Below are 24026 nucleotides of genomic sequence, written 5' to 3'. Positions count from 1 at the left end.
ACGACTTAATCCCCTCCGTCCCCTTTTTCTTCAACGCGCCAACCACCGGCGCGCCATGCGCTGCATGGATTCGTCCGATTCCGGATCGGCCGCGACCTCGGTCACCTGCCGCCAGGCCAGGTCGAGTGACTCCTCGCTGAGCACGAAGGCCTCGCCACCCAGCGCCCGGATCACGAAACGCACGTCGTAGTGCCAGTGCCCTGGCACGTCCTTGCGCTCCGGAATCCAGTGCTTGTCCAGATCGAAGATGGCCGGGTCTTCCAACACCAGGCCGCTCAGGCCCGACTCCTCCTCGGCTTCCTTCAGCGCCACCTGGGCCAGGTCGCGGTCGCCGTCGGCGTGGCCGCCCAGCTGCAGCCAGCGCTGCAGCTTGCGGTGATGGGTCAGCAGCAGGCGCTGGCCGTCGGCACTGACCAGCCAGCAGCTGGCGGTGAAGTGGCCGGCCAGCCGCTCGCGCCGGAACGGATCTTCCGGATCGTCCAACAATGTGCCGAATTCGGCAGCCAATGCGTCGTGGGCGGGCTCGCGGCGGGCATAGTCCCGCAGCAGACCACGCAGGCGATCGTCAAGCACGGCAAGGGTTTCGGCGGTCTGGCTCATGAATGGGCGGCGTTTGGAAAAATACTGCTCATTATCGCCGTTCATTGTTGCGATTGCGCTTGTGCGTTGGCTTCAGCTTTGGCTAAGGTACAGCGGGCCGTTCGCGCGGCCTTCACCATTCCAGGGTTGCCGGCAACGTATCGGCGGCCCACCCAATCCGATCACTAGGAAGTACTGCATGCTGAAAGCTCTGTTGAGGGTCAAGCCGGTTGAACCGGCCGGGCACGTCGATGCTGGCGAACCCATCGAAGGCAGCCTGGACGGCGAAGCCACGTTGAAACGGACCCTCACGGCTAAACACCTCATCCTGCTTGGCGTGGGTGCGGTGATCGGCGCAGGCATCTTCGTGTTGACCGGCCAGGCTGCGGCCAACCACGCTGGCCCGGCAGTGATGCTGTCGTTCGTCATCGCCGGTTTCGCCTGCGCCCTGGCGGGGCTGTGCTACGCCGAATTCGCGGCGATGATGCCGGTCTCCGGCAGCGCCTACTCCTACTCCTACGCCACCCTCGGCGAGGGCATGGCCTGGTTCATCGGCTGGTGCCTGGTGCTGGAATACCTGTTTGCCTCGGCCTCGGTCGCGGTGGGCTGGTCGGCATACCTGATCAGCTTCATCACCACCACGCTGCACATGCCGTTCCCGGATGCCCTGAGCGCGGCCCCGATTGCCTGGACCGGCAGCGAGTTCATCGCCTCGGGCAAGCTGTTCAACCTGCCGGCAGTACTGATCGTGGCGGCGGTGTCCGGCCTGCTGTACGTGGGCGTGACCCAATCGGCCTTCGTCAACGCGATCATCGTGGCAATCAAGGTCACCGTCATCTGCCTGTTCATCGGCATCGGCGCGGCTCACATCGACCCGGCCAACTGGCAGCCGTTCATCCCGGAAAACACCGGCGTGGCGGGTGAGTTCGGCTGGAGCGGCGTGTTCCGTGCGGCCACCATCGTGTTCTTCGCCTACATCGGCTTCGATGCGGTCTCCACCGCCGCCGGTGAAACCAAGGACCCGCAGCGCAACATGCCGATCGGCCTGCTCGGCTCGCTGGCCGTGTGCACCATTGTCTACATCATCGTCTGTGCCGTGCTGACCGGCATGATGCCGTACCACCTGCTGGGCACCGACAAGCCGGTGGCCACCGCGCTGGAACCCTACCCGACCCTGTCGTGGCTGAAGACCCTGGTCGAGATCGGCGCCATCGCCGGCCTATCCTCGGTGGTGCTGGTGATGATGATGGGCCAGACCCGCATCGCCTACACCATCTCCCGCGACGGCCTGCTGCCGAAGTTCTTCGGCAGGGTCCACGCCCGCTTCCGCACCCCGTACGTCGCCACCATCGTGGTCGGCGTGATCGCCGCGGCACTGGCCGGCCTGGTACCGCTGAACGTGCTGGGCGAACTGGTCTCGATGGGCACCCTGCTGGCCTTCGCCACGGTCTGCATCGGCGTGCTGGTGCTGCGCTATACCAAGCCGGAGATCCACCGCCCGTTCCGCGTGCCGGCGGTCTGGATCATCTGCCCCCTCGGCGCAGCCACCTGCCTGTTCCTGTTCTGGCAGGCGTTCGTGGTGCACTGGCACCTGTTCGTTGGCTGGACCCTGCTCGGCCTGCTGATCTACCTGGGCTACGGCATCCGCAACAGCAAGCTGGCCAAGTCGCCCTGATCCGCCTACGGGCCGGCCTCGCGCCGGCCCGTCCGTTTTCCCCGCGCGCCGGTCATGGCGCGCTTCGACAAGACCACCACACATGTTCAAGCAACTGTGGGCCACCAAGCACCCGCATGCCGCCCATGAAGACGCCAACGGCCTGAGCCTGCGCCGCCACCTCGGCCCCTGGGGGCTGACTGCCCTGGGTATCGGCGCGGTGATCGGCGGCGGCATCTTCGTGATCACCGGCCAGGCCGCCGCCAACCACGCCGGCCCGGCCATCATGCTGTCCTTCGTACTGGCCGCCATCTGTTGCGCCTTCTGCGCACTGGCCTATGCCGAGTTCGCCTCGATGGTGCCGGTCTCCGGCAGCGCCTACACCTATACCTACGCCACCTTCGGCGAGCTCTCCGCCTGGTTCATCGGCTGGATGCTGGTGCTCGAGTACGGCGTCTCCGCCTCGGCGGTCGCGGTCAGCTGGACCGGCTATTTCCTCAGCCTGCTCAGCCAGTTCGACATCCATCTACCGGCGGCGCTGGTCAGTGCCCCACTCGATGCACAGCTGCGCCCGACCGGCGCGATCGCCAACCTGCCCGCCGCCGCACTGGTGCTGCTGCTGACCTGGCTGTGCTACGTCGGCATCAGCAAGTCCTCGGCGATGAACATGGCGATGGTCGTGCTCAAGACCGGCCTGATCGTGCTGGTCATCGTGGTCGGCTGGAAGTACGTGGACACCAGCAACTGGACCCCGTTCATTCCGGCCAACGAAGGCCCCGGCAAGTACGGCATGGAAGGCGTGCTGCGCGGTGCGGCGATGGTGTTCTTCGCCTACATCGGCTTCGAGGCGGTGTCGGTGGCGGCGCAGGAATCGAAGAATCCACAGCGCGACATGCCGTTCGGCATGATGCTGTCGCTGGTGATCTGCACCGTGCTGTACATCGCGATGGCCGCAGTGATGACCGGCCTGGTGCCGTTCCAGCTGCTGGGCACCGACGAGCCGGTGGTGACCGCGGTGGCCGCGCATCCGCAGCTGGGCTGGTTGCGCTGGGTGGTCGAGGTCGGCGCACTGGTCGGCCTGTCCTCGGTGGTGCTGGTGATGATCATCGGCCAGCCGCGCATCTTCATGATCATGGGCCGCGACGGCCTGCTGCCGCCGGTGTTCACCAAGATCCACCCGAAGTACCGCACCCCGCACATCAACACCGTGATCACCGGCATCGGCATCGCCCTGCTGGCGGCGCTGTTCCCGCTGGACATCCTGGGCGAGCTGACCTCGATGGGCACCCTGATCGCATTCGCGGCGGTGTGCGCGGGCGTGCTGATCCTGCGCCGCACCCAGCCGGACCTGCCGCGTCCGTTCCGCATGCCGATGGCGTGGCTGATCTGCAGCCTGGGCGTGTTGAGCTGCCTTGCCCTGCTGTCGGCGATGACGATGCACAACTGGATGCTGATGGGGGTGTGGACGTTCGTCGGCTTCGTGATCTATTTCTGCTACGGCTTCAGGCACAGCCGGCTGCGGGGTAAGTAAAGGGATTGCAGGGCCTGCGGCCCTGCACCCGCCTTTGAAGCCGGAGCAACGGCAATAGCTGGGCTGAGGGGTTTGGCGGGGAGGCATGACAGTCTCCCGGCGCGTCCGGTGGATCCACGCCATGCGTGGATGAAACGTTCCCGGAAACGAATGTATCGGAACGAATCTGTTGTAGAGCGGAGCCATGCTCCGCTCCGAGCAAGCGCAGCGAAGCGACCCGCTTTTCGCTTTTCCTTCTTCACTCCGTGGCTGGCCGCACGGAACCTGTCCGTGGCCGGTTGGGTGGGCTGCGCAGGGGTGTCCGCGGCATGGATGCCGCGGCCAACTCCCGGGGGTCACTTCATGGACGGGTTCACGGCGTCCCCTGCGCAGCCCACCCAACCGGCCAACCCGCGAAATCTGCTTCTGACGCCAGCCACGAGGGGCTCAGCCGTTGGCCGAATCCAGTAAAATCGCCGGCATGAACGCCCTCACCTTCCCGTACGACACCGCGCGCCTGAGCGAACTGGCCCAGCTGCTGATCGACAACGTCCGCGAACTGGCCCACGCCGGCTGGACCCCGGCCACCAGCAGCAACTTCTCCCACCGCCTGGACGACCGCCACGCCGCGATCACCGTCTCCGGCAAGGACAAGGGCCGCCTGATCGAGGACGACATCATGGTGGTGGACTTCGACGGCCAGGCCGTCGGCCGTCCGCTACGCCCGTCTGCCGAGACGCTGCTGCACACCCAGCTGTATCGTCGCTTCCCGGAGATCGGCTGCGTGCTGCACACCCACTCGCCGGTGCAGACCATCGCCTCGCGCCTGTACGCGCCTCAGGGCCACATCCGCCTGGAAGGCTACGAGCTGCTGAAGGCTTTCGCCGGCAACAGCACCCACGAGATGGCCATCGACGTGCCGGTGTTCGCCAACACCCAGGACATGAACGTGCTTTCGAAGCAGGTCGATGACCTGCTCGATACGCAGCCCCTGTGGGGCTACCTGATCGACGGCCACGGCCTGTATGCCTGGGGCCGCGACATGGCCGAGGCACGCCGCCACCTGGAAGCCTTCGAATTCCTGTTCCACTGCGAACTGGAACTGCGCAAATTGCGCGGCTGAACCGGCGCGCAGATGCAGATGCCGATCCGGAATCTGCACCCCGTGCCCACCCTGCTACCCTGTCTTCCCCCCGAGACGTTCAAGCCGCCGCCATGAGCCGACTGCGCATCTACGACGACACCCGCCCCGAATCGCCGCTGCTGGACACCCAGGACGGCGCGGTCATCACTGCCGAGCTGCAGAAGATCGGCGTCACCTTCGAGCGCTGGCAGGCCAGCGCACCGGTTGCGCCCGGCGCCAGCCAGGATGAAGTGTTCGCCGCTTACCGCGCCGACATCGACCGCCTGGTTGCCGAGCGCGGCTTCAAGAGCGTGGACGTGGCCTCGATCGCCCCGGACAACCCGAACCGCGCCGAGCTGCGCAGGAAGTTCCTCGACGAACACTTCCACAAGGAAGACGAGGTGCGCTTCTTCGTCGCAGGCTCCGGCCTGTTCACACTGCACGTGGGTGACAAGGTCTATGAGATCGAGTGCGTGAAGGACGACCTGATCGCCGTGCCCGACGGCACCACCCACTGGTTCGACATGGGCGATGAGCCCAGCTTCGTGGCGATCCGCTTCTTCACCGAGCCGGACGGCTGGGTCGGGCACTTCACCGGCACCGACATCGCGCAGAAATTCCCCCGTTACGTACCTACCCAGGCATCCTGATCCATGCAGCCCCGCGTCATCCTGACCGATATCGAAGGCACCACCAGCAGCATCTCGTTCGTCAAGAACGTGCTGTTCCCCTATGCCCGCAAGGCGCTGCCCGCGTTCGTCGCCGAGCACGGCCAGCAGCCGGAAGTCCGCCGTTGGCTGGATGCGGTGGCCACCGAGATCGGCGGCGCCTGCCAGGACAGCCTGGTGGCCGAAACGTTGCAGGGCTGGATCGACCAGGACCGCAAGCACACCGCACTGAAGGCGCTGCAGGGCCTGATCTGGGACGAAGGCTACCGCCGCGGCGACTACACCGCGCACTTCTACCCGGAAGTGGCGCCGGTGCTGAAGGGCTGGCACGCCTCCGGCCTGCCGCTGTACGTGTACTCCTCCGGCTCGGTGCCGGCGCAGAAGCTGTTCTTCGGCTTCAGCGATGCCGGTGACCTCAGCCCGCTGGTATCGGGCTGGTTCGACACCGAGATTGGCGGCAAGCGCGAGGCCGACAGCTACCGCCGCATCGTGCAGGCCATTGGCGTGCCGGCCGGCGAGATCCTGTTCCTGTCGGATGTGGTGGAAGAACTGGATGCTGCCCGCGAAGCCGGCCTGCAGACCCGCCTGATTGATCGCCTGGATGACTACCCGCTGCCGCGCACCGGCCAGGCCGCCAACGGCCACGAGCGCGTCGAGAATTTCCAGCAGATCCAGCTGTAAGCAAGAAAAAGGGGACGGAGGGGATTAAGTCGTTTGTGGCACACATGGGCCACAAACGACTTAATCCCCTCCGTCCCCTTTTTTGCTCAACGATCGTTGAGGGTCTTCACCTTCAGCGCTTCGCGCAGGGTAACCAGATCCACCGGACCGCGCACCGCGATATCGCGGGTTTCGCCCGGCAGCAGGTCCAGCAGGTTGTCTTCGACCTGCACATCCAGCGCGCCGAAATCGATCCACGTCGCGCGCACATACGCCGCGCTTTCCAGCCGCAGGCGATAGTGGTGGCCCTCGATGCTCAAGGCAGCCTTCAGCTTCTGTCGGGGCAATACCTGGTCCTTCGCCTCGACGAAACCAACCACCTGGCGGGCACTCACCGCCCCGTTCTGCAGCAGTTCGAACACGGCCACCGTGCGCTTTGGATCGGCACCGGCCAACAAGTCGGCATCGCGGAAATCACCGATCGAGGTCACACCCGACGCCGCCAGCGTCACCGCTTCCTCGCGACGGCGCAGCACCTTCCCTTCCACGTCCATCACCCGCAGCCGCCAGCGTGCATCCAGTGCGGCACCGTCGTTGATCAGGCGCACCCGCGTGCTCCCCTCGTCGCGCAGCGCGGCCACCGTCACTGGCGCGAAGAAGCGCCGCGCGGCGAAGTGCAGCGCCTTCCAGCGGCCGAAGTAATCCACGCTGGACCACGAGGCGCCCGGCCAGACATCGTTGAGCTGCCAGTACAGCGAACCCATCGTGTATGGCCGCGAGGCGCGATGATGCAGCGCCGCCAGTGCGATGCCATCGGCCTGCATCACCTGGCTGAGGTAGACGAAGTCCTCGAAGTCCTTCGGCGTGCCGTAGCCCAGTTCGATGTAGTGCAGCAGGCGGCTGTTGCCCTCGCCGGCCATGAATTTCTGGTGCGCGCGGATCACCGGGCTGTCGATGCGCTGCTCGGCGCGGGTGGCGATCTGGTCCACCGTCGCCACCGACGGCCACGCCTGCAGCCCGTACTCGGACATGAAGCGCGGGGTCTCGCGCAGGTAGGCCTGCACCGGCAACGCCGGATTGCCCCATACCTGCCAGTAGTGCTTGTCGCCACGCGTTGAATCGTTGGCCTTCTCGTCAAGGTCGTTGCTGGGCGAGCTGGACCAGTACGGCACGCCCAGCCCTTCCTCGCCCACTACCTGGCGCAGGTCGTTGCCGAACAGGTCGACGTAGCCCTGCCAGACCCTCGCTGCAAATGCCGGGTCAGCCGCCTTCAGGTCGCGGCCGTGGCCCCAGTCCTTCCAGGCGGTCTCTTCCTCGTTGTTGCCACACCACAGCACGATGCTGGGGTGATGGCGCAGGCGGCGTACGTTGTCGCGCGCCTCGGCCACCACGCTGGCGCGGAACGCCTGATCGTAGCCCGGCTGCATGCCACCACCGAACATGAAGTCCTGCCAGACCAGCAGGCCCAGCTCATCGGCGATGTCGAAGAACGCATCGTCCTCGTAGTAGCCGCCGCCCCAGTTGCGCAGCATGTTCATGTTGGCGTCGCGCGCGGCGGTCAGCACCTGGCGCAGGCGTGCGGCATCGACCCGTGCGGGGAAGGCATCGAACGGAATGACGTTGGCGCCCTTGGCGAAGATCTCCACGCCGTTGATGACGAAAGCAAAGCCCTGCCCGCCCTTACCGTCTTCCTCGCGACGCAGTTCGACCGTGCGCAGGCCGATGCGCTGCTCGCGGGCCAGCGTTGTATCTGCGCCACCGTCCAGGCGAGCCTGCACGGTGTAGCGGTCCTGTGCACCGTGGCCGACCGGCCACCAACGCTTCGGTTCCGCCAGTTCAATCGGTAGTTCAACACTGTTCTGGCCGGGCTTCAGCAGAACCGTGCGCTGCTTCTGGGCCACGCTGCGGCCTTCCGGATCATGTACATACACATTGACCACGGCCGAACCCGCCGCAGCACCCTGCTCCACCTGCAGCAGCACTGCCAGCTTCGCCTGCTCCGCGTTCAATGCATCGGTGCGCACCGCCAGATCTGTCAGCCGGTGCGCATCCCAGGCCTGCAGATCGACGCCGCGCCAGACCCCGGCAGTGACATAGCGCGGGCCCCAGTCCCAACCGAAGTGGTAGGCCGGCTTGCGCGCGAAGTTGCCGACCATCGCGTCCTTCGGTTCATCGCCATACGGCGACGGGTAATTGCCGGCGATCTTGTGCGGCATCGCCTGCACGCCCGGCAGCAGGGTCCGAATCGGCGAGCGGAACACGATCTGCAGTTCATTGCCTTTCGCCCGCAGACGCCCTTCCACGCGCGCGGTCCAGGTACGGTGCGCATTGTCTGCACGCAGCAGCGGCTTGCCGTTGAGACTGACTTCGGCGTAGGTGTCCAGCCCATCGAAGCGCAGCTCGGCATTGGGCTTGGCCAGCGTCGCCGCATCCACGTCGAAGCGGGCGCGGTACTCCCAATCAGCCAGGCCGATCCATTGCAGCTCGGCCTCAGGCGCACCGACGTACGGATCGCGGATCAGCCCATGCGCCAGCAGGTCGGTGTGCACGCTGCCCGGCACCTTCGCCGCCCGCCATTGCTGCAGGCCTGGGTGGGCTGCACCCTCGGCGTCGCCGGGCAGCATGCGGAACTCCCACTGTGCCTGCAGAGGCGCCGCAGTTGCCGGGAAAGCGGACGCTGCGATCAGCAGCAGGAGCAGACGGACAACGAGGGAAATGCGATGCACGTGGCGCTCCTGTTTTTCCGCCGGGCGTGACCCAGCGCTACCGATTTCGGATAGCCAGGCATGGCCTGGCACTACTGCATTCGAACGATCTTCAACGCACGACGTTCAACACTTCGTAGCACGCGCCCATGGTGTGGTAATCCACCTTGCCGGCAGGGCTTTTTTCGTCGCTGTACTTGCGGTTGTCGGCATCGAGAATGCGGAACCATGCACCGTACTGGTGGTCGACGAAGTGCTCCCACGAATACGCCCAGATGCGTTCGTACCACTGCCAGTAGCGGTCATCGCCGGTACGCTTGGCCATCAGCGCGGCGGTCGCCAGCGTTTCGGCCTGCACCCAGAAATACTTGTCGTCGTCGCAGACGAAGCTGTCGCCGCCGATCGGGGCGCCGTCCATACCGGGCTGCCGGCGCGATTCCGGTGCGAAGCCGTAGTACAGGCCACCACGGGTGTCGTCCCAACTGCGTGCGACGGCGACGTCGAACAGATGCTGCGCGGTCGGCACCAGCCAGTCGGCCTGCACGTGGCGATCGAGGATCAGCAGCAGTTTGGCCCACTCGGTCTGATGCCCCGGCTGGAAGCCCCACGGGCGGAACAGGTGCTTGGGATCGTCCAGGTTGTAGTCCCAGTCGATTTCCCAGTTCACATCGTAATGTTCCCAGACCAGGCCACCGGCCTTGGCGGCCTGGCGGCGGGTCATGTTGTCGGCCAGCTGCAGCGCGCGCTCGACATAGCGCTGCTCGCCACTGGCCTCGAACGCGGCCAGCATCGCCTCGCACATGTGCATGTTGGCGTTCTGGCCGCGGTAGCCGGTGAAGTTCCACTGGCCGTCAGCCTCGTCCTTGTACAGGCCGTGCTGCGGCTCCCAGAAGCGCGCTTCCAGCAGCTGCCAGGTCTCGTCCATCCAGTCGCGCGCCTGCTCGATGCCGGCCTTCAGCGCGCAACTGTAGGCCAGCAGCACGAAGGCCACGCCGTAGCAGTGGTTCATATCGTCCTCGACCTTGCCGTCGCGCAGGGTCCAGGCATAGCCGCCGGTGGCCGGGTTGCGGTGCACCTCGCGCAGATAGCGCACGCCGTGCTCGACAGCCTCCCGGTATTCGGCGTTGCCGAATTCGCGGTAGGCCATCGCATAGTTGAAGACGAAGCGGGTGCTGCTCACCAGGTGGCGGTGGCTGGCATCGTAGATGCTGCCGTCATCGCGGAAGTAATGGAAGAAGCCGCCGTCCGGATCGATGCAGCGCGGGTGGTAGAACGCCATCGTGTCGGCGATGTGCGCGCGCAGGAACGCGGGCGAACGGAAATCGGGCGAGGTGCTCATGCGGTAATGTCCTGGGCCTGCAGCAGCTGCTGCACTTCATCGAGCGAGGGCATCGCGGCGAACGCGCCCTTGCGGGTAACAGCCAGCGCACCCACGGCGGCACCGAAGCGCAGCGTGGCGGTGATCGCCTCCGGGTCCTGGCAGAACGCGGCGAAACCAGCACCCGCCCCACCCCGCTCCAGCAGGCCCACCAGCACGCCACCGACGAAGGCATCGCCGGCGGCCGTGGTGTCGACCGTGGCCACGCGGAAACTGGTCACCGTGCCGTGGTTGTCGCGGGTGTACCACTGCAGCGTGGCCGCGCCATCGGTGACGATCACCCAGCGCGCCTGCGCGGCCAGCAGGCGCCGCAGCACCACCGCCTCGCCATCGGCGCCCAGCGGTGCGGCCAGGTAATCCAGTTCCTCGCGCGACAGCTTGACCAGGTCGGCGCGCTCCAGCGCCTGCCACAGGCGCGGCGTCGGATCGACGTCGACGGGCCACAGTGCCGGGCGCAGATTCAGATCGAGGCTGACCACCGCACCGGCCGCGCGCGCACGATCCATGCCGGCGAAGGTCGCCTCGGCGATGGCCGGCTCGGTCAGGCTGTTGGAACAGACGTGGAAGCACTGCGCGCTGTCGAGGCACTCCGCCTGGAAGTCACTGTCACGGAACAGCAGGTCAGCCGCCGGCGGGCGGTAGAAACTGAAGCTGCGCTCGCCACTGGCATCCAGCGCGACGAAGGCCAGCGCAGTCTTGGCGGCGTCGGTGCGCACGATGTAATCCGTGCCCACGCCGTGCTCGACCAGACTGTCGGCCAGGAAGTCACCGAACATGTCGCGGCCAAGCATGCCGACGAACTGGGTCTTCGCCCCCAGCCGCGCAGCCGCCACCGCGACGTTGGCCGGCGCACCGCCAGCGTACTGCAGGAACGCGCGCGGGGTATCGGCCGAGGCCGGCGGCTGCGCTAGTAGATCGATCAAAATTTCGCCGAAGCAGACAATGGCACCCATTTCCGACTCAGCCTCCCTGCGTTGCGGAAGCCGGCGGGCGCGAACCCACCAGACCGTAGAAGATGATGTAGACGTAGCAGACCATCGGCAGCACGAAGCTGAGGTGCAGACCGATGCGGTCGGCCAGCATGCCCTGCAGCAGCGGGATGATCGCGCCGCCGACAATGGCCATGATCAACAGGCTGGACGCCTTGTTGGTCAGCGGGCCCAGGCGTTCGATGGCCAGCGAGAAGATGGTCGGGAACATGATGGAATTGAACAGACCGGTCGCCACGATGCCGTACAGCGCGACCTTGCCACCCGACGCCAGCGTGACGCCCAGCAGCACCACATTGGCCACTGCGAATCCGGCCAGCAGGCCGCGCGGCGAGTACTTGGCCAGCAACCACGCACCTGCAAAGCGACCAACCATGGCGCAGCCCCAGTAGGCCGACACATAGTGCGTGGCCTGCTGTTCAGTCATGCCGCCGATCTCCGGCAGTGCCAGGTAGTTCACCATCAGGCTGCCGATGGACACCTCAGCACCGACGTAGAAGAAAATAGCCAGCACGCCGAAAAGTACGTGCGGATGCTTGAGTGCATCCAGCAGCGTGTGGTGGCCGCTGTCGGCCTGCTCGGTGGTCTCGGTCAGGCTGGGCAGGCGGAACAGGTAGACGAACACTGCCAGCAGCACCAGTGCGATGGCCAGGCCCACGTACGGGCCCTGCACCGACTGCGCTTCGGCGGTACGGTAGGCAATCTGTTCGGCCACGGGCAGCGCGTTGATCTCGTCGCCGCTCTTCACTGCGGTGCTCAGAATCAGGAAACCACCAAACAGCGGCGCCAGCGTGGTACCCAACGAGTTGAGTGCCTGCGCCAGGGTCAGACGGCTCGATGCGGTCTGTTCCGGGCCCAGCAGCGCAACGTAGGGATTGGCTGCCACCTGCAGCACGGTAATGCCGGTAGCAAGTACGAACAGCGAACCAAGGAACGCTTCATAGGTGCGCAATGCGGCCGACGGCCAGAAGCCCAGCGCGCCCACGCCGGCGATCAGCAGGCCGGCGATGATGCCCTTCTTGTAGCCCAGGTGGGCCACCAGCCGACCGGCCGGCACCGACATCAGGAAGTACGCGCCGAAGAAGGTGAACTGCACCAGCATCGCGCGGGTGTAATTCAGTTCGAACACCGCCTTCAGGTGCGGAATCAGCACGTCGTTGAGGCTGGTCAGGAAGCCCCACATGAAGAATATGGTGGTGGCAACCGCCAGAGCAGCACGGACATTCATGACCGGCGCCTGGCTGCTGGAGGTACCCGATGGACGGGGCGTTGCGGAGATCGGCATGCGGTACGCGCCTCGATGCGCGGAAAGTCGTTGTTGCGTGGAAGGGGTATATGGAAGGAATCAGTTCGGTCGTGCGGCACTGCTTTCGCGGATGCGCAACTGCACCGGCGCGACCGTGCGCCGTGGCGGCGCATCCGGCTCGTCCAGTCGTTGCAGCAACAGCGCGGCAGCTTGCCGGCCCCGCTCGCGCGGATCGGCAGTGAGCGTAGTCAACGGCGGCACCGCGACCGACGCCTCGGAAATATCATCGAAACCGGTAACGGCAAAGTCACCGCCCGGACGGATGCCACGCGAATTCAAGCCCAGCATCAGGCCCAGCGCGACGGTGTCGTTGTAGCAGACCGCTGCACTCGGGCGATGTCCGTCGGCAAACAGCTCATCGGTGCGCGCCGCAGCTTCCAGGCGGTTCGGCGCCGACTCGATCATCCAGCCCGGCGGCAGCGACAGACCGGCCTCGGCCAGCGCCTGCTGGAAACCGGCACGGCGCTGGTGGCACGAGCTCGATGCAGCGTGGCCGCCGAAGAAGGCGATCTGGCGATGGCCGCGCTCGATCAGGTGGCGCGTGGCCAGATAGGCGCCGTGCTGGTTGTCCAGTGTCAGGAAATCCCAGTCGGCCCCGTCCAGCTCGCGGTTGAACAGCAGCACGTTGGCGTTGGCACCCAGCGCCTGCCGCAGCAGCGCGGTGTCGCTACCCTCGGCCGGCGACAGGATCAGGCCGGCCGGTGTGTGCTCCATCAGCGTGGACAGCACCGCCTGCTGGCGCTCCGGCGATTCGCCGGTGCTGCCGAGCAGGGTCACGTAACCGCGTCCGCCCAGCGCCTCGTCCACGCCAGACGCGAATTCGGCGAAGAAAGGGTTGGACAGATCGTTGATCACCAGCGCGATGCTCGACGAGGTCCGCCGGCGCAGGTTGGCCGCCGCGCGGTTGTAGACATAGCGCTGGCGGCGCAGTTCGGCCTCGACCTTGGCGCGGGTATCGACGTTGACCAGCGGGCTGCCGCGCAGCACCAACGATACGGTTGCCCGTGACACGCCGATGGCACGCGCGATGTCGGTCACCGTCACCGCCTTGCCGGCGCGCTTGCTGGGACTGCTGCCGTTGTCGTTCATCGTCTTCCCGGACTCCGCTGGATGCTCAAGCCTAATGGATCAGGGCCCTGTCGTGCCGTGCCGTTCGCTGGGTCACCGCGAACGGCACAGTCCGTCTCAGCGCAGCTGGCTCCCCGGTGCCGCACACCAGGACACCGGCAGGTCCTTCACCGCCGTGCCCCAGCCCTGCTCCGGCGCCTTCGCATCGAGCGCGAACTGCAGGCGCGGGCCCTGCTGCAGCTGGTTCCAATCCAGCCACACCGGCGCATGCGCCTGGCCATCGACCTGCACGCCCTGCACGTACTGAAGGCGGCGGCCATCGGCACCCGGCGCGTCGATGCGCAGGGTGCGGCCATTGCCCATGTCCACTTCCACCTTGCTGAAACGCGGGGTGTGCAGCAGGAACTGGCCGCTGCCGGGCACCGCCGGATACACGCCGATGGCACTGAACAGGTACCAGGCCGACATCGTGCCGAGGTCATCATTGCCGGTCACGCCATTCGGGGCATTGGTGAACAACTGCTGCGCGGCACGCACCACGGCGGCGGTCTTCCACGGCTGGCCGATCAGCGTGTACAGCCACGGCGAGTGCAGGTCCGGCTCGTTGTTCGGGTTGTAGCGGAACTGGTTGTAGTAGCTGTACGGCCCGACCACCCACTCCTTGCGGGCTGCATTGAGCGGGTCGGCCTGCAGCGCGTCCATCGCGAAGAACGCATCCAGGCGGCGGCCAGCCTGTTCGCGGCCATCCATCGCTTCGACCAGGCCCGGCACGTCCTGCTGCGCCAGCCACTGATACTGCCACGCCGTCCCCTCATGGAAACCATGGTGCGAGCGCGGGCTGTAATGGCCATCGGCCGGCGTGTACCACTGGCCGTCCTCGGTACGCGGGCGCGGGAAACCGGTGAAGCCGGTCTCGGCATCGCGCACCTGCGGGTCCCACACCTTGCGCCAGTTGCGGCCGCGCTCACGCAGCGTCGCCGCGTCCTGCGCGTGGCCGAGGCCATCGGCCATCTGCGAAAGCGCGCAGTCGGCCAGCGCATATTCCAAGGTGGCCGAACCGCCGTGGTGCGGATCGACGTCCATGCCCTTGGATGGGAATGCGCGGTCGTAGACCACGTAGCCCTTGTCCAGGTAGGTCGGGTTGCCGGAACGGCCGGCCATGCGCGAGTTCAGCGGAGGAGTACCGAACGCGTTGCGGCGCAGCGCATCCCACGCCTGCGATTCACGGCCCTTGAGCGCACCGAAGCGCCACAGGTCGACCATGAACGGCGTCACTGGATCGCCGGTCATGATGTTGGTCTCGAAGTTGGCATAGCCCCAGCGCGGCAGCCAGCCACCCTGCTCGTCGATCGCCAGCAGGGTACGGCCGATGTCACGCGCCACGTCCGGGCGGGTCAGTGCCAGCCACTGGTTCTGCGCGCGGTAGGTATCCCACAGCGAGAAGTACTCGTAATAGGTCCAGCCATCGGCGCGGTGGATACCATCGTCATAGCCGCGATAACGGCCGTCGGCGTCGTTGCCGGTCATCGGCTGCAGCAGCGCGTGGTAGGCCGCGCTGTAGAACACGGTGCGGTCATCGGACGTACCGCCCTGCACACGCACCCGACCCAGCTGCTCGCGCCACGACTGCTGGGACAGCGCACGCATGCGGTCGAAACCGAGCAGCGCCCCACCCTGCATGCCGTCTGCGCGCAGATTGATGCGCGCGCCTTCGGCGTCCACATGCGAGATCGCGCTGACCGCCGTCACCGACTGGCCCTTGGCCAGGTCGAAGCTGAGCCAGGCGCCGTTCGGCTTCTGCTCGCCTTCCATGCTGTGGCGCGCGCCGGGCAGGCCACCGCCCTCACCCCAGGTGCCATGCGCCTTGAACGGGCGGTCGAACTCGATGCGGAACCAGGTGGTGTACTGATGGCCGCCGCAGAAACTCTTGGTGACCAGCTTGCCTTCCACAACGCGGTCGCCGACCACATCGACCACGCTGCCGATCACCGAGTGGCGCTCATTGGCCTGGCCGACGTTGACCAGCACGTGGCCATCGCCACTGCGCTGGCTGAAGGTGTAACGCTCGGCCGCGGCACGCGTACGCGCGGTGGTCTCGGCGTCGATGCCGCCGTAGCTGGTCAGCCGCACCTTGTAATAGCCCGCCTGGCCGATCTCGCCGTCATGGGTGTACGACGCGGCGTAGGCCTTGTGGTCGAACTTCTTCGCGTTGCCGGTATCGAAATCGCCGCCGGGACCGATCGAACCGGTCACCGGCAGCACCGACACCTGGCCGCCCTGCTCCCAGCAGCCGGCGCCGGAGATGAAGGAGTGGCCGAAACCGCGGATCTTCTCGTCGTCGTAGCGCCAGCCCGAATAGTGGCTGCCGATCGGGCTGACCTGGATCAAGCCGAACGGTGCCGACGCGCCCGGGAACGTATTGCCATCGTCCTTGCTGCCGATGAAGGTGTTGACCTCGCGCTCCAGCGCAGCCGGTGCAGCCTGCAGCAGCACCGGCACTGACGATAGTGCGAGCAGGCAGGCCAGGCGCGCCAGCGGGCGCAAAGACAATGGGACGGCGGGAGCGGACGGCACTGGACGCATGTCGGGTTCCTGTAGTCGATGACGCGGAGGCAGACGGCCGGGGCCGTCCGGCACCGTTCCGCTGAGCCCCGCCATGACTGGCAGAAAGCTCCCCCTGGAATGACGCCCGACCCACCAGACCGTGGATTTAGATCGATTCAAGTAGAGCATGCAGGTTCAGCCGAATGCATTCTGCGGCGCAGCATGAGAGGGGGGTGCTCGGCAGGGCTGCGCCCTGCACCCGCTCCGAGCTGGAGCAACAGCAACAGCAACAGCAGAAGCTGATTTCCTGTGGGGAGGCGGGGTGGGTCCGGTTGCGGGGGCCGCTGCAAGTACGTCCATGTAAGCTCGGTCGCCGCTTGCTCGTGTGCGCAGTCCTGCGCACACGGCAAGACCGGGGTTGGGCGTCCTGCCCAACCCGCCCAAGGCATGCCTCGGGCCCATGCGGCTCAAGCCCCGTCAACCGCACCCACCCCGCCTTCGACAGATTCCCGCGATCTGTAGATCCACGCCGTGCGTGGATGAATCCCTATCAGATATCGAAATCAATCGGGAGTCAGATCCGTTTTCCAATGGAAAACGGATCTGACCCCATGACCCCGGTGATCCCAGGACCTATCCAACCGTCACCGGGAAACTGTCAATGGTGGGGCGATGTGGGCTGGCAGGACCGTTGGCGCCATGGATGGCGCCATCGAGCCCCCATGGGTGAGGGCGCTTTGCTTGCGAAGCACTGCTTCGCAAGCGCCCGAACGCCCAGCCGCCAGCGGCTGGGCCGGACCCCGGAGGGGGGTTTACGGCGTGTCCTGCCAGCCCACACCGCCCCGCCAAACCACAGACGACCCAGAGCCGCTTTGGCTTTGGCTTTGGCTTTGGCGTCAAGCAGGTGCAGGGCGCAGCCCTGCCGCCCCTCCCTCCCCTGCGCACGAAAACGATTTCACTGATTTCAGCAAACCGTCATGCCTTCGCCACGCCAGTACCATATTGCGGAGCAGCATGCGCCCGCGGGCGACCCATGCTAAAAAACGCCCGCCCATCGCTTAGATCGATCCAAGAACGACACTGCGATGGCCGGGAGTTGGGGAAGCAGCAACAGGACGTACCAGGCCACGCCCACGGTGCTACTGCCACTGCATGGCAATAGCGACAATGTCACTTCAAATTAGATCGATTCAAGTTGTCCGTGCCACGTCACCGGATCAATCCAGGAGAGAGGGAGAGATGGGAATGAAGCATTCAACACGTACGCATGGCCAGGACGCACTGGCGCTGGCCATCGCGCTGGCCTTGGCCGCCGCCGTCATTCCGGTTGGCGCCGCCGCGCAGCAGGCCGCTTCCACCGGCTCGCAGGAAGCCACCAACCTGGACAGCGTCCAGGTCACCGGCTACCGCTACGCCATTGAAAAGAGCCTTGAGCAGAAGCGCGACGCCAACGCCGTGGTCGAAGTGATCACTGCCGAAGACGTCGGCAAGTTCCCCGACAAGAACGTGGCCGACGCACTGCAGCGCGTGCCCGGCGTGGTCATCACCCGCAGTGGCGGCGAAGGCAAGAGCGTCAGCGTGCGTGGCCTGGCACCCGACCTGACCCTGACCCAGTTGAACGGCAACTACGTGGCCACGTCGGAAACCAACGACGAAGCCACCCGTTCGTTCAACTACACCCTGCTGCCGTCGAACATGCTGTCCAGTGCCGAGCTGTTCAAATCGCCGGAAGCCCGCATCGACGAAGGCGGCATCGGCGGCACGGTCATCCTGCATACCCGCCGTCCGCTGGACATGGAGTCCAACTCGGGCTTCGTCACGCTCGAGGGCACCTCCTCCGATACCCACCACGATATCGACCCGCAGGCGTCGGCCCTGTATTCGTGGCACAGCAAGGACGAGCGTTTCGGCGTGCTGATCGGCGTGACGCAGCAGAAGCGCACCACCCGCACCATGGAAGCCAGCACCGAGGACTACCAGTGGTACGGCGCCGGCAAGGCGCGCGATACCTATGGCAACGTGCAGGCGCAGGATGGCATCCACTACTGGTGGGGCAAGTCAGGCTTCAACAACCAGACCGGCGGCAACTACAGCGACTTCTTCATGCCGACGTCGGTCAACTTCGCGGTGAAGGAAGAGAAGCGCGAACGCAAGGGCGGCCAGCTGACCTTCCAGTTCAAGCCGGTCGACAACGTTACGATGACGGCCAACTACTTCCGCTTCGAGCTGCAGGGTGACTACACCCAGAACATGCTGAAGATTCCGGAATGGAGCATGGCGCGCTTCAACGGCGATGGAAACTGGGCCGGCGGCCGCCTGCTCAACGGCCTGGATTTCGATCCCAGCGGCAACACCGTTACCGGCGCCCAGTTCGAAAAGCTGGCTGGGAAGACCTACTACTGCAGCGAAGACCAGGCCAAGGCCGCTGGCCTCAAGCCCGGCGGCTGGGGCCCGGACGACTGCACGGTTCCGACGCCGCAGCTGACCGGTGGCTACAGCAAGGAAAAGGCACTCTCGCAGACCGCTGACCTGACCATCGACTGGGACATCAGCCCGCTGTGGAAGGCCTCGTTCACCGGTGGCCGCACCTGGTCCGAAGGTGGTCCGTCGATGAACTTCCGGATGTCGGCCAAGCCGCGCCGCAAGGTCGGCAACGATTACCTGTCGGGCAACCTGTACAGCGCCTGGGACCTGACCGGTACGCCGTCGGCCACCTTCTCGCCCGACCTGCAGCAGCAGTTGATGAACGGCATCGCCGAAGTCGACACCGGCTCGACCGATTCGTCGTGGAAGCGCACCGAGGTCAAGCAGAACTACTTCCAGGCCGACGTCACCAAGCTGTTCGAGTCCGGCTGGCTGGACTCGATCCAGTTCGGCGCCAAGTACCGTGACGGCAAGGTCCATCGCAATACCGGCAACACCTACTGGGTGTGCCCGGGCCGCGACCCGGCCGACTATGACAACAGCCGCTACCAGAGTGGCTGCGATCCGACTGCGGGCGACGCGCAGCCGGGCTTCTTCCTGTCCAATCCGATCAACAACATCGCGGGCGGCTTCAATGCCAACGTGTTCCCGGGCATCAACTACCCGGCCTACATCGATTACCTGAACAAGACCTACGGTGGTTCGCACAACCGTACCGAGGAAGACTTCGTCTACAACGTCAACGAGAAGATCTACTCGGGCTACTTCCAGGCCAACTTTCGCACCGAACGCGTGCGCGGCAATGTAGGCGTGCGCGTGGTGCGCACCAAGCAGTTCGCGCAGTCCTCCGACTCGATCGAGAAGTTCAACGACTACTTCCTGGATAACGCGTCCGGCGCACCGATGGCGTGCACCGATCCGGCCGCTGCGGCCTACCCGACCTACAGCTGCGAGAGCGGCTTCGTGCGCCTGCCGCATGATCTGGCGCAGAGCAAGACCTACAGCCTGATCGGCGTGGATCGCACCTACACCGACGTACTGCCGAGTTTCAATATCGCCTGGGACATCACCGACACGCTGGTGCTGCGTGGTGCCGCGTCGAAGGTGATCGCCCGCCCCGGCTACACCGACATCGCAGCACCGGGTGCACTGAGCTACTACAGCGAGGAGTACGTCAATGATCGCCGCGTTGCCGGTGGCGCATCGACCGCAGGCTGGGTCGGCCAGGGCAGCAACAAGCAGCTGGAACCGTTCAAGGCCACCCAGTTCGACCTGGGCCTGGAGTGGTACTTCCAGCCGGGCGCGGTCGCCGGCGTCGGCCTGTTCCGCAAGAACGTGGACAACTTCACCCTGCCGGTGGTGCGCGACACGCCGATGGTCATCAACGGTGAAGCGGTGAACGTGCAGCGCTACGAGACCCAGGCCAATGGCCGCGATGGTGTCTCGCAGGGCGTCGAGCTGTATGGCCAGTACACGTTCGATTTCGGCTTCGGCGTGCAGGCCAACTACACCTACAACGACACCAACCTGGCTTCCATTGTTCTGGACGGGCAGGAAATCGGCTCCTCGCCACTGGTCGGCAGCGCCAAGAACCAGGCCAATGTCACGGTGTTCTACGAGAACGATAAGTTCCTCGCGCGCGCCTCGTTCAACCGTCGCGGCCAGGTGGTCGGTGGGCTCAACAATGGCCTCACCGTCTACACCGAGCCGTATGACCAGCTGGATCTGAACGTGGCCTACAACCTGACCCCGGACTGGACCCTGACCGCCTCGGTGATCAATGCCACCAAGTCCGAGCAGCGCGTTCACCTGGGCAGCGACACCAAGGCACGCCTGATCTCCAATACCTACGCAGGCCGCCAGCTGTACTTCGGCGCTACCTGGAAGTTCTAAGGCAACACCGGGTTGCCCGGGCCCGCCCCGGTGCAACCCACGCCCCGCCCTGGCGGGGACGTTCCTCCACGGCAGCCACGCTGGTACAGGTGGCTGCCGTTTTCATTGGTGCTTTGTCTTCGGTTCAGCCCTGCGCTTGACCCTGCCAATGTTGGAAGGTGCACACTGGCGCCACCCCAAGAGCACCGAAGGAGCTACAGATGGAATTCCACGTGGAAGGCATGACCTGCGGCGGCTGCGCACGCAGCGTGACCAAGGCGATCGAGCTGGTCGATCCGCAGGCCAGCGTGCAGGCAGATCCGGCCAGCCGTCGCGTGCAGGTGCAGACCTCGGCCAGCGAAGCGCAGATCGTGGCGGCACTGACCGATGCCGGCTTCCCGCCGCGCACGGCCTGATTCCCTGCCCTGCGCCTGCAACGAAAAACCCGCCCGGTGCAGCTGCACCGGGCGGGTTTTTTCATGCATGCAACGCCAGGTCAGTGCTTGTGCGTGCGGCGCCGTACTGCACCGGTCTTCGCGGTCTCCGGCGGTGCCAGGGTCTCTTCGTCTTCGCCCAGCCGCTGCAGGATCGGGCATTCCGGGCGCTCATCGCCCGCACAGCAGCTGATCAACGACTTCAGCGTGTCGGCCATCTGCCGCATGCTTTCGATACGCTGCTCCAGGTCGGCGATGTGCTGTTCGGCAAGATGCTTGACGTCGGCACTATGCCGCGAGGTGTCATTCCACAGACCCAGCAGGTCGGTGATCTCGGCGACCTGGAAGCCGAGATCGCGCGCGCGGCGAATGAAGCGCAGGCGGTGGATGTCCGCCTGCGAATATGCCCGGTAGCCGGACTCGGTGCGATCGGCCGCAGGAATCAGGCCGATCTGTTCGTAGTAGCGGATCATCTTCGCCGAAACGCTGGACGCCTTGGCGGCTTCACCGATGTTCATGCGGTTCTCCTTCAGTGGCTCGCAGCGGGGGCATCCGCCATCGGCGGCTGGAAGCGGCGCAGGCGCAGCGCGTTGCCCAGCACGAATACGCTGGACAGCGCCATCGCACCGGCGGCGAACACCGGCGAGAGCAGCACACCCCAGACCGGGTACAGCACGCCGGCCGCCACCGGAATCAATGCGGTGTTGTAGGCAAAGGCCCAGAACAGGTTCTGCCGGATGTTGCCCAGCGTTGCCTTCGACAGCGCGATGGCATTCGGCACGCCCTGCAGGTTGCCCGACATCAGCACCACATCGGCCGACTCCACCGCGATATCGGTGCCGGTCCCGATCGCCAGGCCGACATCGGCCTCGGCCAGCGCCGGCGCATCGTTGATGCCGTCACCAACGAAGGCGACATGGCCGTGCGTGGCCTTCAAGCGACGCACCGCTTCGACCTTGCCTTCCGGCAGCACCTCGGCAACGACTTCATCGATACCCAGCTGGCGTGCGATCGCCTGCGCGGTGCCGGCATTGTCGCCGGTGATCATCGCCACCTTCAGGCCCAGCTGGTGCAGTGCCGCGATCGCGGCCGGCGTGCTCGGCTTGATCGGATCGGATACTGCGATGATCGCTGCCAGGCGTCCATCGATGGCCGCGTACAACGGCGACTTGCCCTGCGCGCCGAGTTCGGCCGCCAGCGCCGCAAATGCAGTGATGTCCACGCCCAGGTCGCGCATGAAGCGATCAGCACCGACCTCCACACGCGCACCCTCCACGCTGGCGCGTACACCCATACCGGTGACCGATTCGAAGTCGACCATGGCCGGCAATGCGATGCCCTGCTCGGTGGCTGCATCGACAATGGCGCGGGCGATCGGATGCTCCGAACGTGATTCCACGGTAGCCACCGCGGCCAGTACCGTGGCGCGATCAAAGCCGTCGGCGATCTCCAGGTCGGTCAGGCGCGGGCGGCCTTCGGTCAGCGTGCCGGTCTTGTCCACCGCCACCACCTGCGCGTCCTTCAGCAACTGCAGTGCTTCACCCTTGCGGAACAGCACGCCCATCTCGGCGCCACGACCGGTTCCGACCATGATCGACGTCGGCGTCGCCAGGCCCATCGCGCACGGGCAGGCAATGATCAGCACCGCCACCGCATTGACCAGCGCGAAGCTCAGCGCCGGCGATGGGCCGAAGATCAACCAGACCGCGAAGGTCGCCAGTGCGGCCAGCATCACCGCCGGCACGAACCACAGGGTGACCTTGTCGACCACCGCCTGGATCGGCAGCTTCGAGCCCTGTGCCTGTTCGACCATGCGGATGATCTGCGCCAGCATGGTCTGCGCGCCCACCGCCGTGGCACGCACGGTCAATGCACCTTTCTGGTTGACCGTGCCGCCGACCACGCTGCTGCCCGGCTGCTTCTCGACCGGAATCGGTTCGCCACTGATCATCGACTCGTCGATGTAGCTGCGCCCCTCGATCACCTCGCCATCGACCGGCACGCGCTCGCCCGGGCGCACTTCCACCACATCGCCGCTCAGAACCTCGTTGACCGGGATCTCGATCGTGCGGCCGTCACGGATCACATGCGCGACCTTGGCCTGCAGGTTGACCAGGCGCTTGATCGCCTCCGAGGTACGGCCCTTCGCGCGCGCCTCAAGGAAACGGCCGAGCAGGATCAGCGCGACGATCACCGCCGCTGCTTCGTAGTAGACGTTCACCGTGCCCGGCGGCAGCAACCGCGGTGCAAAGGTCGCCACCACCGAGTAACCGAACGCTGCGGCGGTACCCACCGCCACCAGCGAGTTCATGTCCGGCGCCAGCCGCAGCAGTGCCGGGAAACCCTTCTGGTAGAAACGGCGGCCGGGAATGGCCAGCACCAGCAGGGTCAGTACGAACTGCAGGTACCAGCTGGTCTGCATGCCGATGGTGGCCATCACCCATTCGTGCATGCCGGGAATCAGGTGCGAACCCATTTCCAGCACGAACACCGGAAGTGCAAGTGCGGTGGCCACGATCAGGTCGCGTTTCAGTTCGGCGCGCTCGGCATCCTTCTTTTCCGCAGCTTCGTCATCGGACTGAACGCCCGCTTCGATGGCATGGGCGGCATAACCGACCTTGTCGATGGCCGCTATCAGCGCGTCTACGCCCGCAACGCCGCGCACGGTCGCACGCTCCGTGGCCAGGTTGACGCTGGCCTGGCTGACGCCCGGTACCGCCAGCAGCGCGCGCTCGACGCGGCCGACGCAGGAGGCACAGGTCATGCCTTCCACTGCCAGCTCGATGGTGCCGGCGGGTACGTCATAACCCACCCGCTCCACCGCCTGGATCAGCGCGGCGCGATCGACCGGACCGGACGCGCGGATATCCGCACGTTCGGTGGCCAGATTGACCGAAACACTGCCGACGCCCTCGACCTTGGACAGCGCCGCTTCGACACGACCGACGCAGCTGGCGCAGGTCATGCCCTCGATGGGCAGGCTGATGGTGGACGGGCTTGCGGGGACTGCAGTGGCGCGGGGCGTGCTCATGATCGGATTCCCGGGGTTCCTTCTGGATGCGGACAGGCTAAACCTTGCCATCGTGGGAAGGTCAAATCCAGCCACCCCGCC

General features: G+C 65.8%; 16 protein-coding genes. 7 read left to right on the top strand and 9 right to left on the bottom strand.

The features are described from left to right. Positions 1-30: 30 nt before the first annotated feature. The gene (locus tag AC5O77_RS00185) at positions 31-645 is read right to left on the bottom strand and encodes an NUDIX hydrolase (RefSeq protein WP_478057241.1); all 615 of its coding nucleotides are present in this window, start codon (positions 643-645) and stop codon (positions 31-33) included. 133 nt (positions 646-778) lie between these two features. Between AC5O77_RS00185 and AC5O77_RS00180 the strand changes: the two genes are divergently transcribed. The 5 genes from AC5O77_RS00180 (at position 779) to mtnC (ending at position 6215) form a co-directional block, all read left to right on the top strand. Beyond that, positions 779-2254 (top strand): amino acid permease, encoded by a 1476-nt coding sequence (locus AC5O77_RS00180; protein WP_121503164.1) that lies wholly within the window; start codon positions 779-781, stop codon positions 2252-2254. 82 nt (positions 2255-2336) lie between these two features. Further along, positions 2337-3764, top strand: a complete 1428-nt coding sequence (locus tag AC5O77_RS00175) for an amino acid permease (protein WP_032128776.1) — start codon at positions 2337-2339, stop codon at positions 3762-3764. 460 nt (positions 3765-4224) lie between these two features. Further along, on the top strand, positions 4225-4866 hold the full coding sequence (locus tag AC5O77_RS00170; RefSeq protein ID WP_478057240.1) for a methylthioribulose 1-phosphate dehydratase: 642 nt from the start codon (positions 4225-4227) through the stop codon (positions 4864-4866). A 92-nt stretch (positions 4867-4958) separates the two neighbouring features. After that, on the top strand, positions 4959-5516 hold the full coding sequence (locus AC5O77_RS00165; protein WP_478057239.1) for a 1,2-dihydroxy-3-keto-5-methylthiopentene dioxygenase: 558 nt from the start codon (positions 4959-4961) through the stop codon (positions 5514-5516). A 3-nt stretch (positions 5517-5519) separates the two neighbouring features. Then, positions 5520-6215 (top strand): acireductone synthase, encoded by a 696-nt coding sequence (gene mtnC, locus AC5O77_RS00160; protein WP_019336325.1) that lies wholly within the window; start codon positions 5520-5522, stop codon positions 6213-6215. 86 nt (positions 6216-6301) lie between these two features. Here mtnC and AC5O77_RS00155 read toward each other — a convergent pair whose 3' ends face one another. From AC5O77_RS00155 to AC5O77_RS00130, 6 genes are all read right to left on the bottom strand, one after another. After that, positions 6302-8920, bottom strand: coding sequence for a beta-mannosidase (locus tag AC5O77_RS00155; protein WP_494506291.1), 2619 nt, complete (start codon positions 8918-8920; stop codon positions 6302-6304). Between the two features lie 91 nt (positions 8921-9011). After that, entirely contained in the window at positions 9012-10238 is a 1227-nt protein-coding gene (locus AC5O77_RS00150) for an AGE family epimerase/isomerase (RefSeq protein ID WP_049398497.1), read from the bottom strand. Continuing rightward, positions 10235-11230 (bottom strand): carbohydrate kinase family protein, encoded by a 996-nt coding sequence (locus tag AC5O77_RS00145; protein ID WP_458075130.1) that lies wholly within the window; start codon positions 11228-11230, stop codon positions 10235-10237. Before AC5O77_RS00145 ends, AC5O77_RS00150 begins: the two co-directional genes overlap by 4 nt. A gap of 7 nt (positions 11231-11237) precedes the next feature. After that, a complete protein-coding gene (gene fucP / locus AC5O77_RS00140) occupies positions 11238-12494 on the bottom strand; it encodes an L-fucose:H+ symporter permease (protein WP_478057234.1) in 1257 nt (418 codons plus the stop codon). A 117-nt stretch (positions 12495-12611) separates the two neighbouring features. Beyond that, the gene (locus tag AC5O77_RS00135; RefSeq protein ID WP_049424705.1) at positions 12612-13661 is read right to left on the bottom strand and encodes a LacI family DNA-binding transcriptional regulator; all 1050 of its coding nucleotides are present in this window, start codon (positions 13659-13661) and stop codon (positions 12612-12614) included. Between the two features lie 96 nt (positions 13662-13757). After that, positions 13758-16223 carry a GH92 family glycosyl hydrolase gene (locus tag AC5O77_RS00130; protein WP_478057233.1) on the bottom strand — a complete coding sequence of 822 codons (2466 nt, stop codon included), beginning with the start codon at positions 16221-16223 and terminating at the stop codon, positions 13758-13760. Between the two features lie 1200 nt (positions 16224-17423). Here AC5O77_RS00130 and AC5O77_RS00125 point away from each other — a divergent pair. Next, positions 17424-20501: a TonB-dependent receptor gene (locus tag AC5O77_RS00125; RefSeq protein WP_494506290.1), complete on the top strand. Its 3078-nt coding sequence runs from the start codon at positions 17424-17426 to the stop codon at positions 20499-20501. 200 nt (positions 20502-20701) lie between these two features. After that, positions 20702-20896: a heavy-metal-associated domain-containing protein gene (locus AC5O77_RS00120; RefSeq protein ID WP_021204511.1), complete on the top strand. Its 195-nt coding sequence runs from the start codon at positions 20702-20704 to the stop codon at positions 20894-20896. 80 nt (positions 20897-20976) lie between these two features. Here AC5O77_RS00120 and cueR read toward each other — a convergent pair whose 3' ends face one another. Both cueR and AC5O77_RS00110 read right to left on the bottom strand, forming a co-directional pair. Beyond that, positions 20977-21432, bottom strand: a complete 456-nt coding sequence (gene cueR / locus AC5O77_RS00115) for a Cu(I)-responsive transcriptional regulator (protein WP_032129957.1) — start codon at positions 21430-21432, stop codon at positions 20977-20979. Between the two features lie 11 nt (positions 21433-21443). Beyond that, entirely contained in the window at positions 21444-23945 is a 2502-nt protein-coding gene (locus AC5O77_RS00110; protein WP_494506289.1) for a heavy metal translocating P-type ATPase, read from the bottom strand. Positions 23946-24026 lie beyond the last annotated feature (81 nt).

This window comes from Stenotrophomonas sp. INTA L402-1 (assembly GCF_059295135.1).
Note: the sequence above shows the minus strand (reverse complement) of the source record. Positions and strands in the feature narration are given on the sequence as shown.

Bases quoted from the DNA above. Each gene is read 5' to 3' on its own strand.
- AC5O77_RS00150 (WP_049398497.1), bottom strand. From the start codon at position 10,238: ATGAGCACCTCGCCCGATTTCCGTTCGCCCGCGTTCCTGCGCGCGCAC.
- AC5O77_RS00145 (WP_458075130.1), bottom strand. From the start codon at position 11,230: ATGGGTGCCATTGTCTGCTTCGGCGAAATTTTGATCGATCTACTAGCG.
- AC5O77_RS00165 (WP_478057239.1), top strand. From the start codon at position 4,959: ATGAGCCGACTGCGCATCTACGACGACACCCGCCCCGAATCGCCGCTG.
- AC5O77_RS00135 (WP_049424705.1), bottom strand. From the start codon at position 13,661: ATGAACGACAACGGCAGCAGTCCCAGCAAGCGCGCCGGCAAGGCGGTG.
- AC5O77_RS00175 (WP_032128776.1), top strand. From the start codon at position 2,337: ATGTTCAAGCAACTGTGGGCCACCAAGCACCCGCATGCCGCCCATGAA.
- mtnC (WP_019336325.1), top strand. From the start codon at position 5,520: ATGCAGCCCCGCGTCATCCTGACCGATATCGAAGGCACCACCAGCAGC.
- cueR (WP_032129957.1), bottom strand. From the start codon at position 21,432: ATGAACATCGGTGAAGCCGCCAAGGCGTCCAGCGTTTCGGCGAAGATG.
- AC5O77_RS00130 (WP_478057233.1), bottom strand. From the start codon at position 16,223: ATGCGTCCAGTGCCGTCCGCTCCCGCCGTCCCATTGTCTTTGCGCCCG.
- AC5O77_RS00120 (WP_021204511.1), top strand. From the start codon at position 20,702: ATGGAATTCCACGTGGAAGGCATGACCTGCGGCGGCTGCGCACGCAGC.
- AC5O77_RS00180 (WP_121503164.1), top strand. From the start codon at position 779: ATGCTGAAAGCTCTGTTGAGGGTCAAGCCGGTTGAACCGGCCGGGCAC.
- AC5O77_RS00125 (WP_494506290.1), top strand. From the start codon at position 17,424: ATGGGAATGAAGCATTCAACACGTACGCATGGCCAGGACGCACTGGCG.
- fucP (WP_478057234.1), bottom strand. From the start codon at position 12,494: ATGAATGTCCGTGCTGCTCTGGCGGTTGCCACCACCATATTCTTCATG.
- AC5O77_RS00170 (WP_478057240.1), top strand. From the start codon at position 4,225: ATGAACGCCCTCACCTTCCCGTACGACACCGCGCGCCTGAGCGAACTG.
- AC5O77_RS00185 (WP_478057241.1), bottom strand. From the start codon at position 645: ATGAACGGCGATAATGAGCAGTATTTTTCCAAACGCCGCCCATTCATG.
- AC5O77_RS00110 (WP_494506289.1), bottom strand. From the start codon at position 23,945: ATGAGCACGCCCCGCGCCACTGCAGTCCCCGCAAGCCCGTCCACCATC.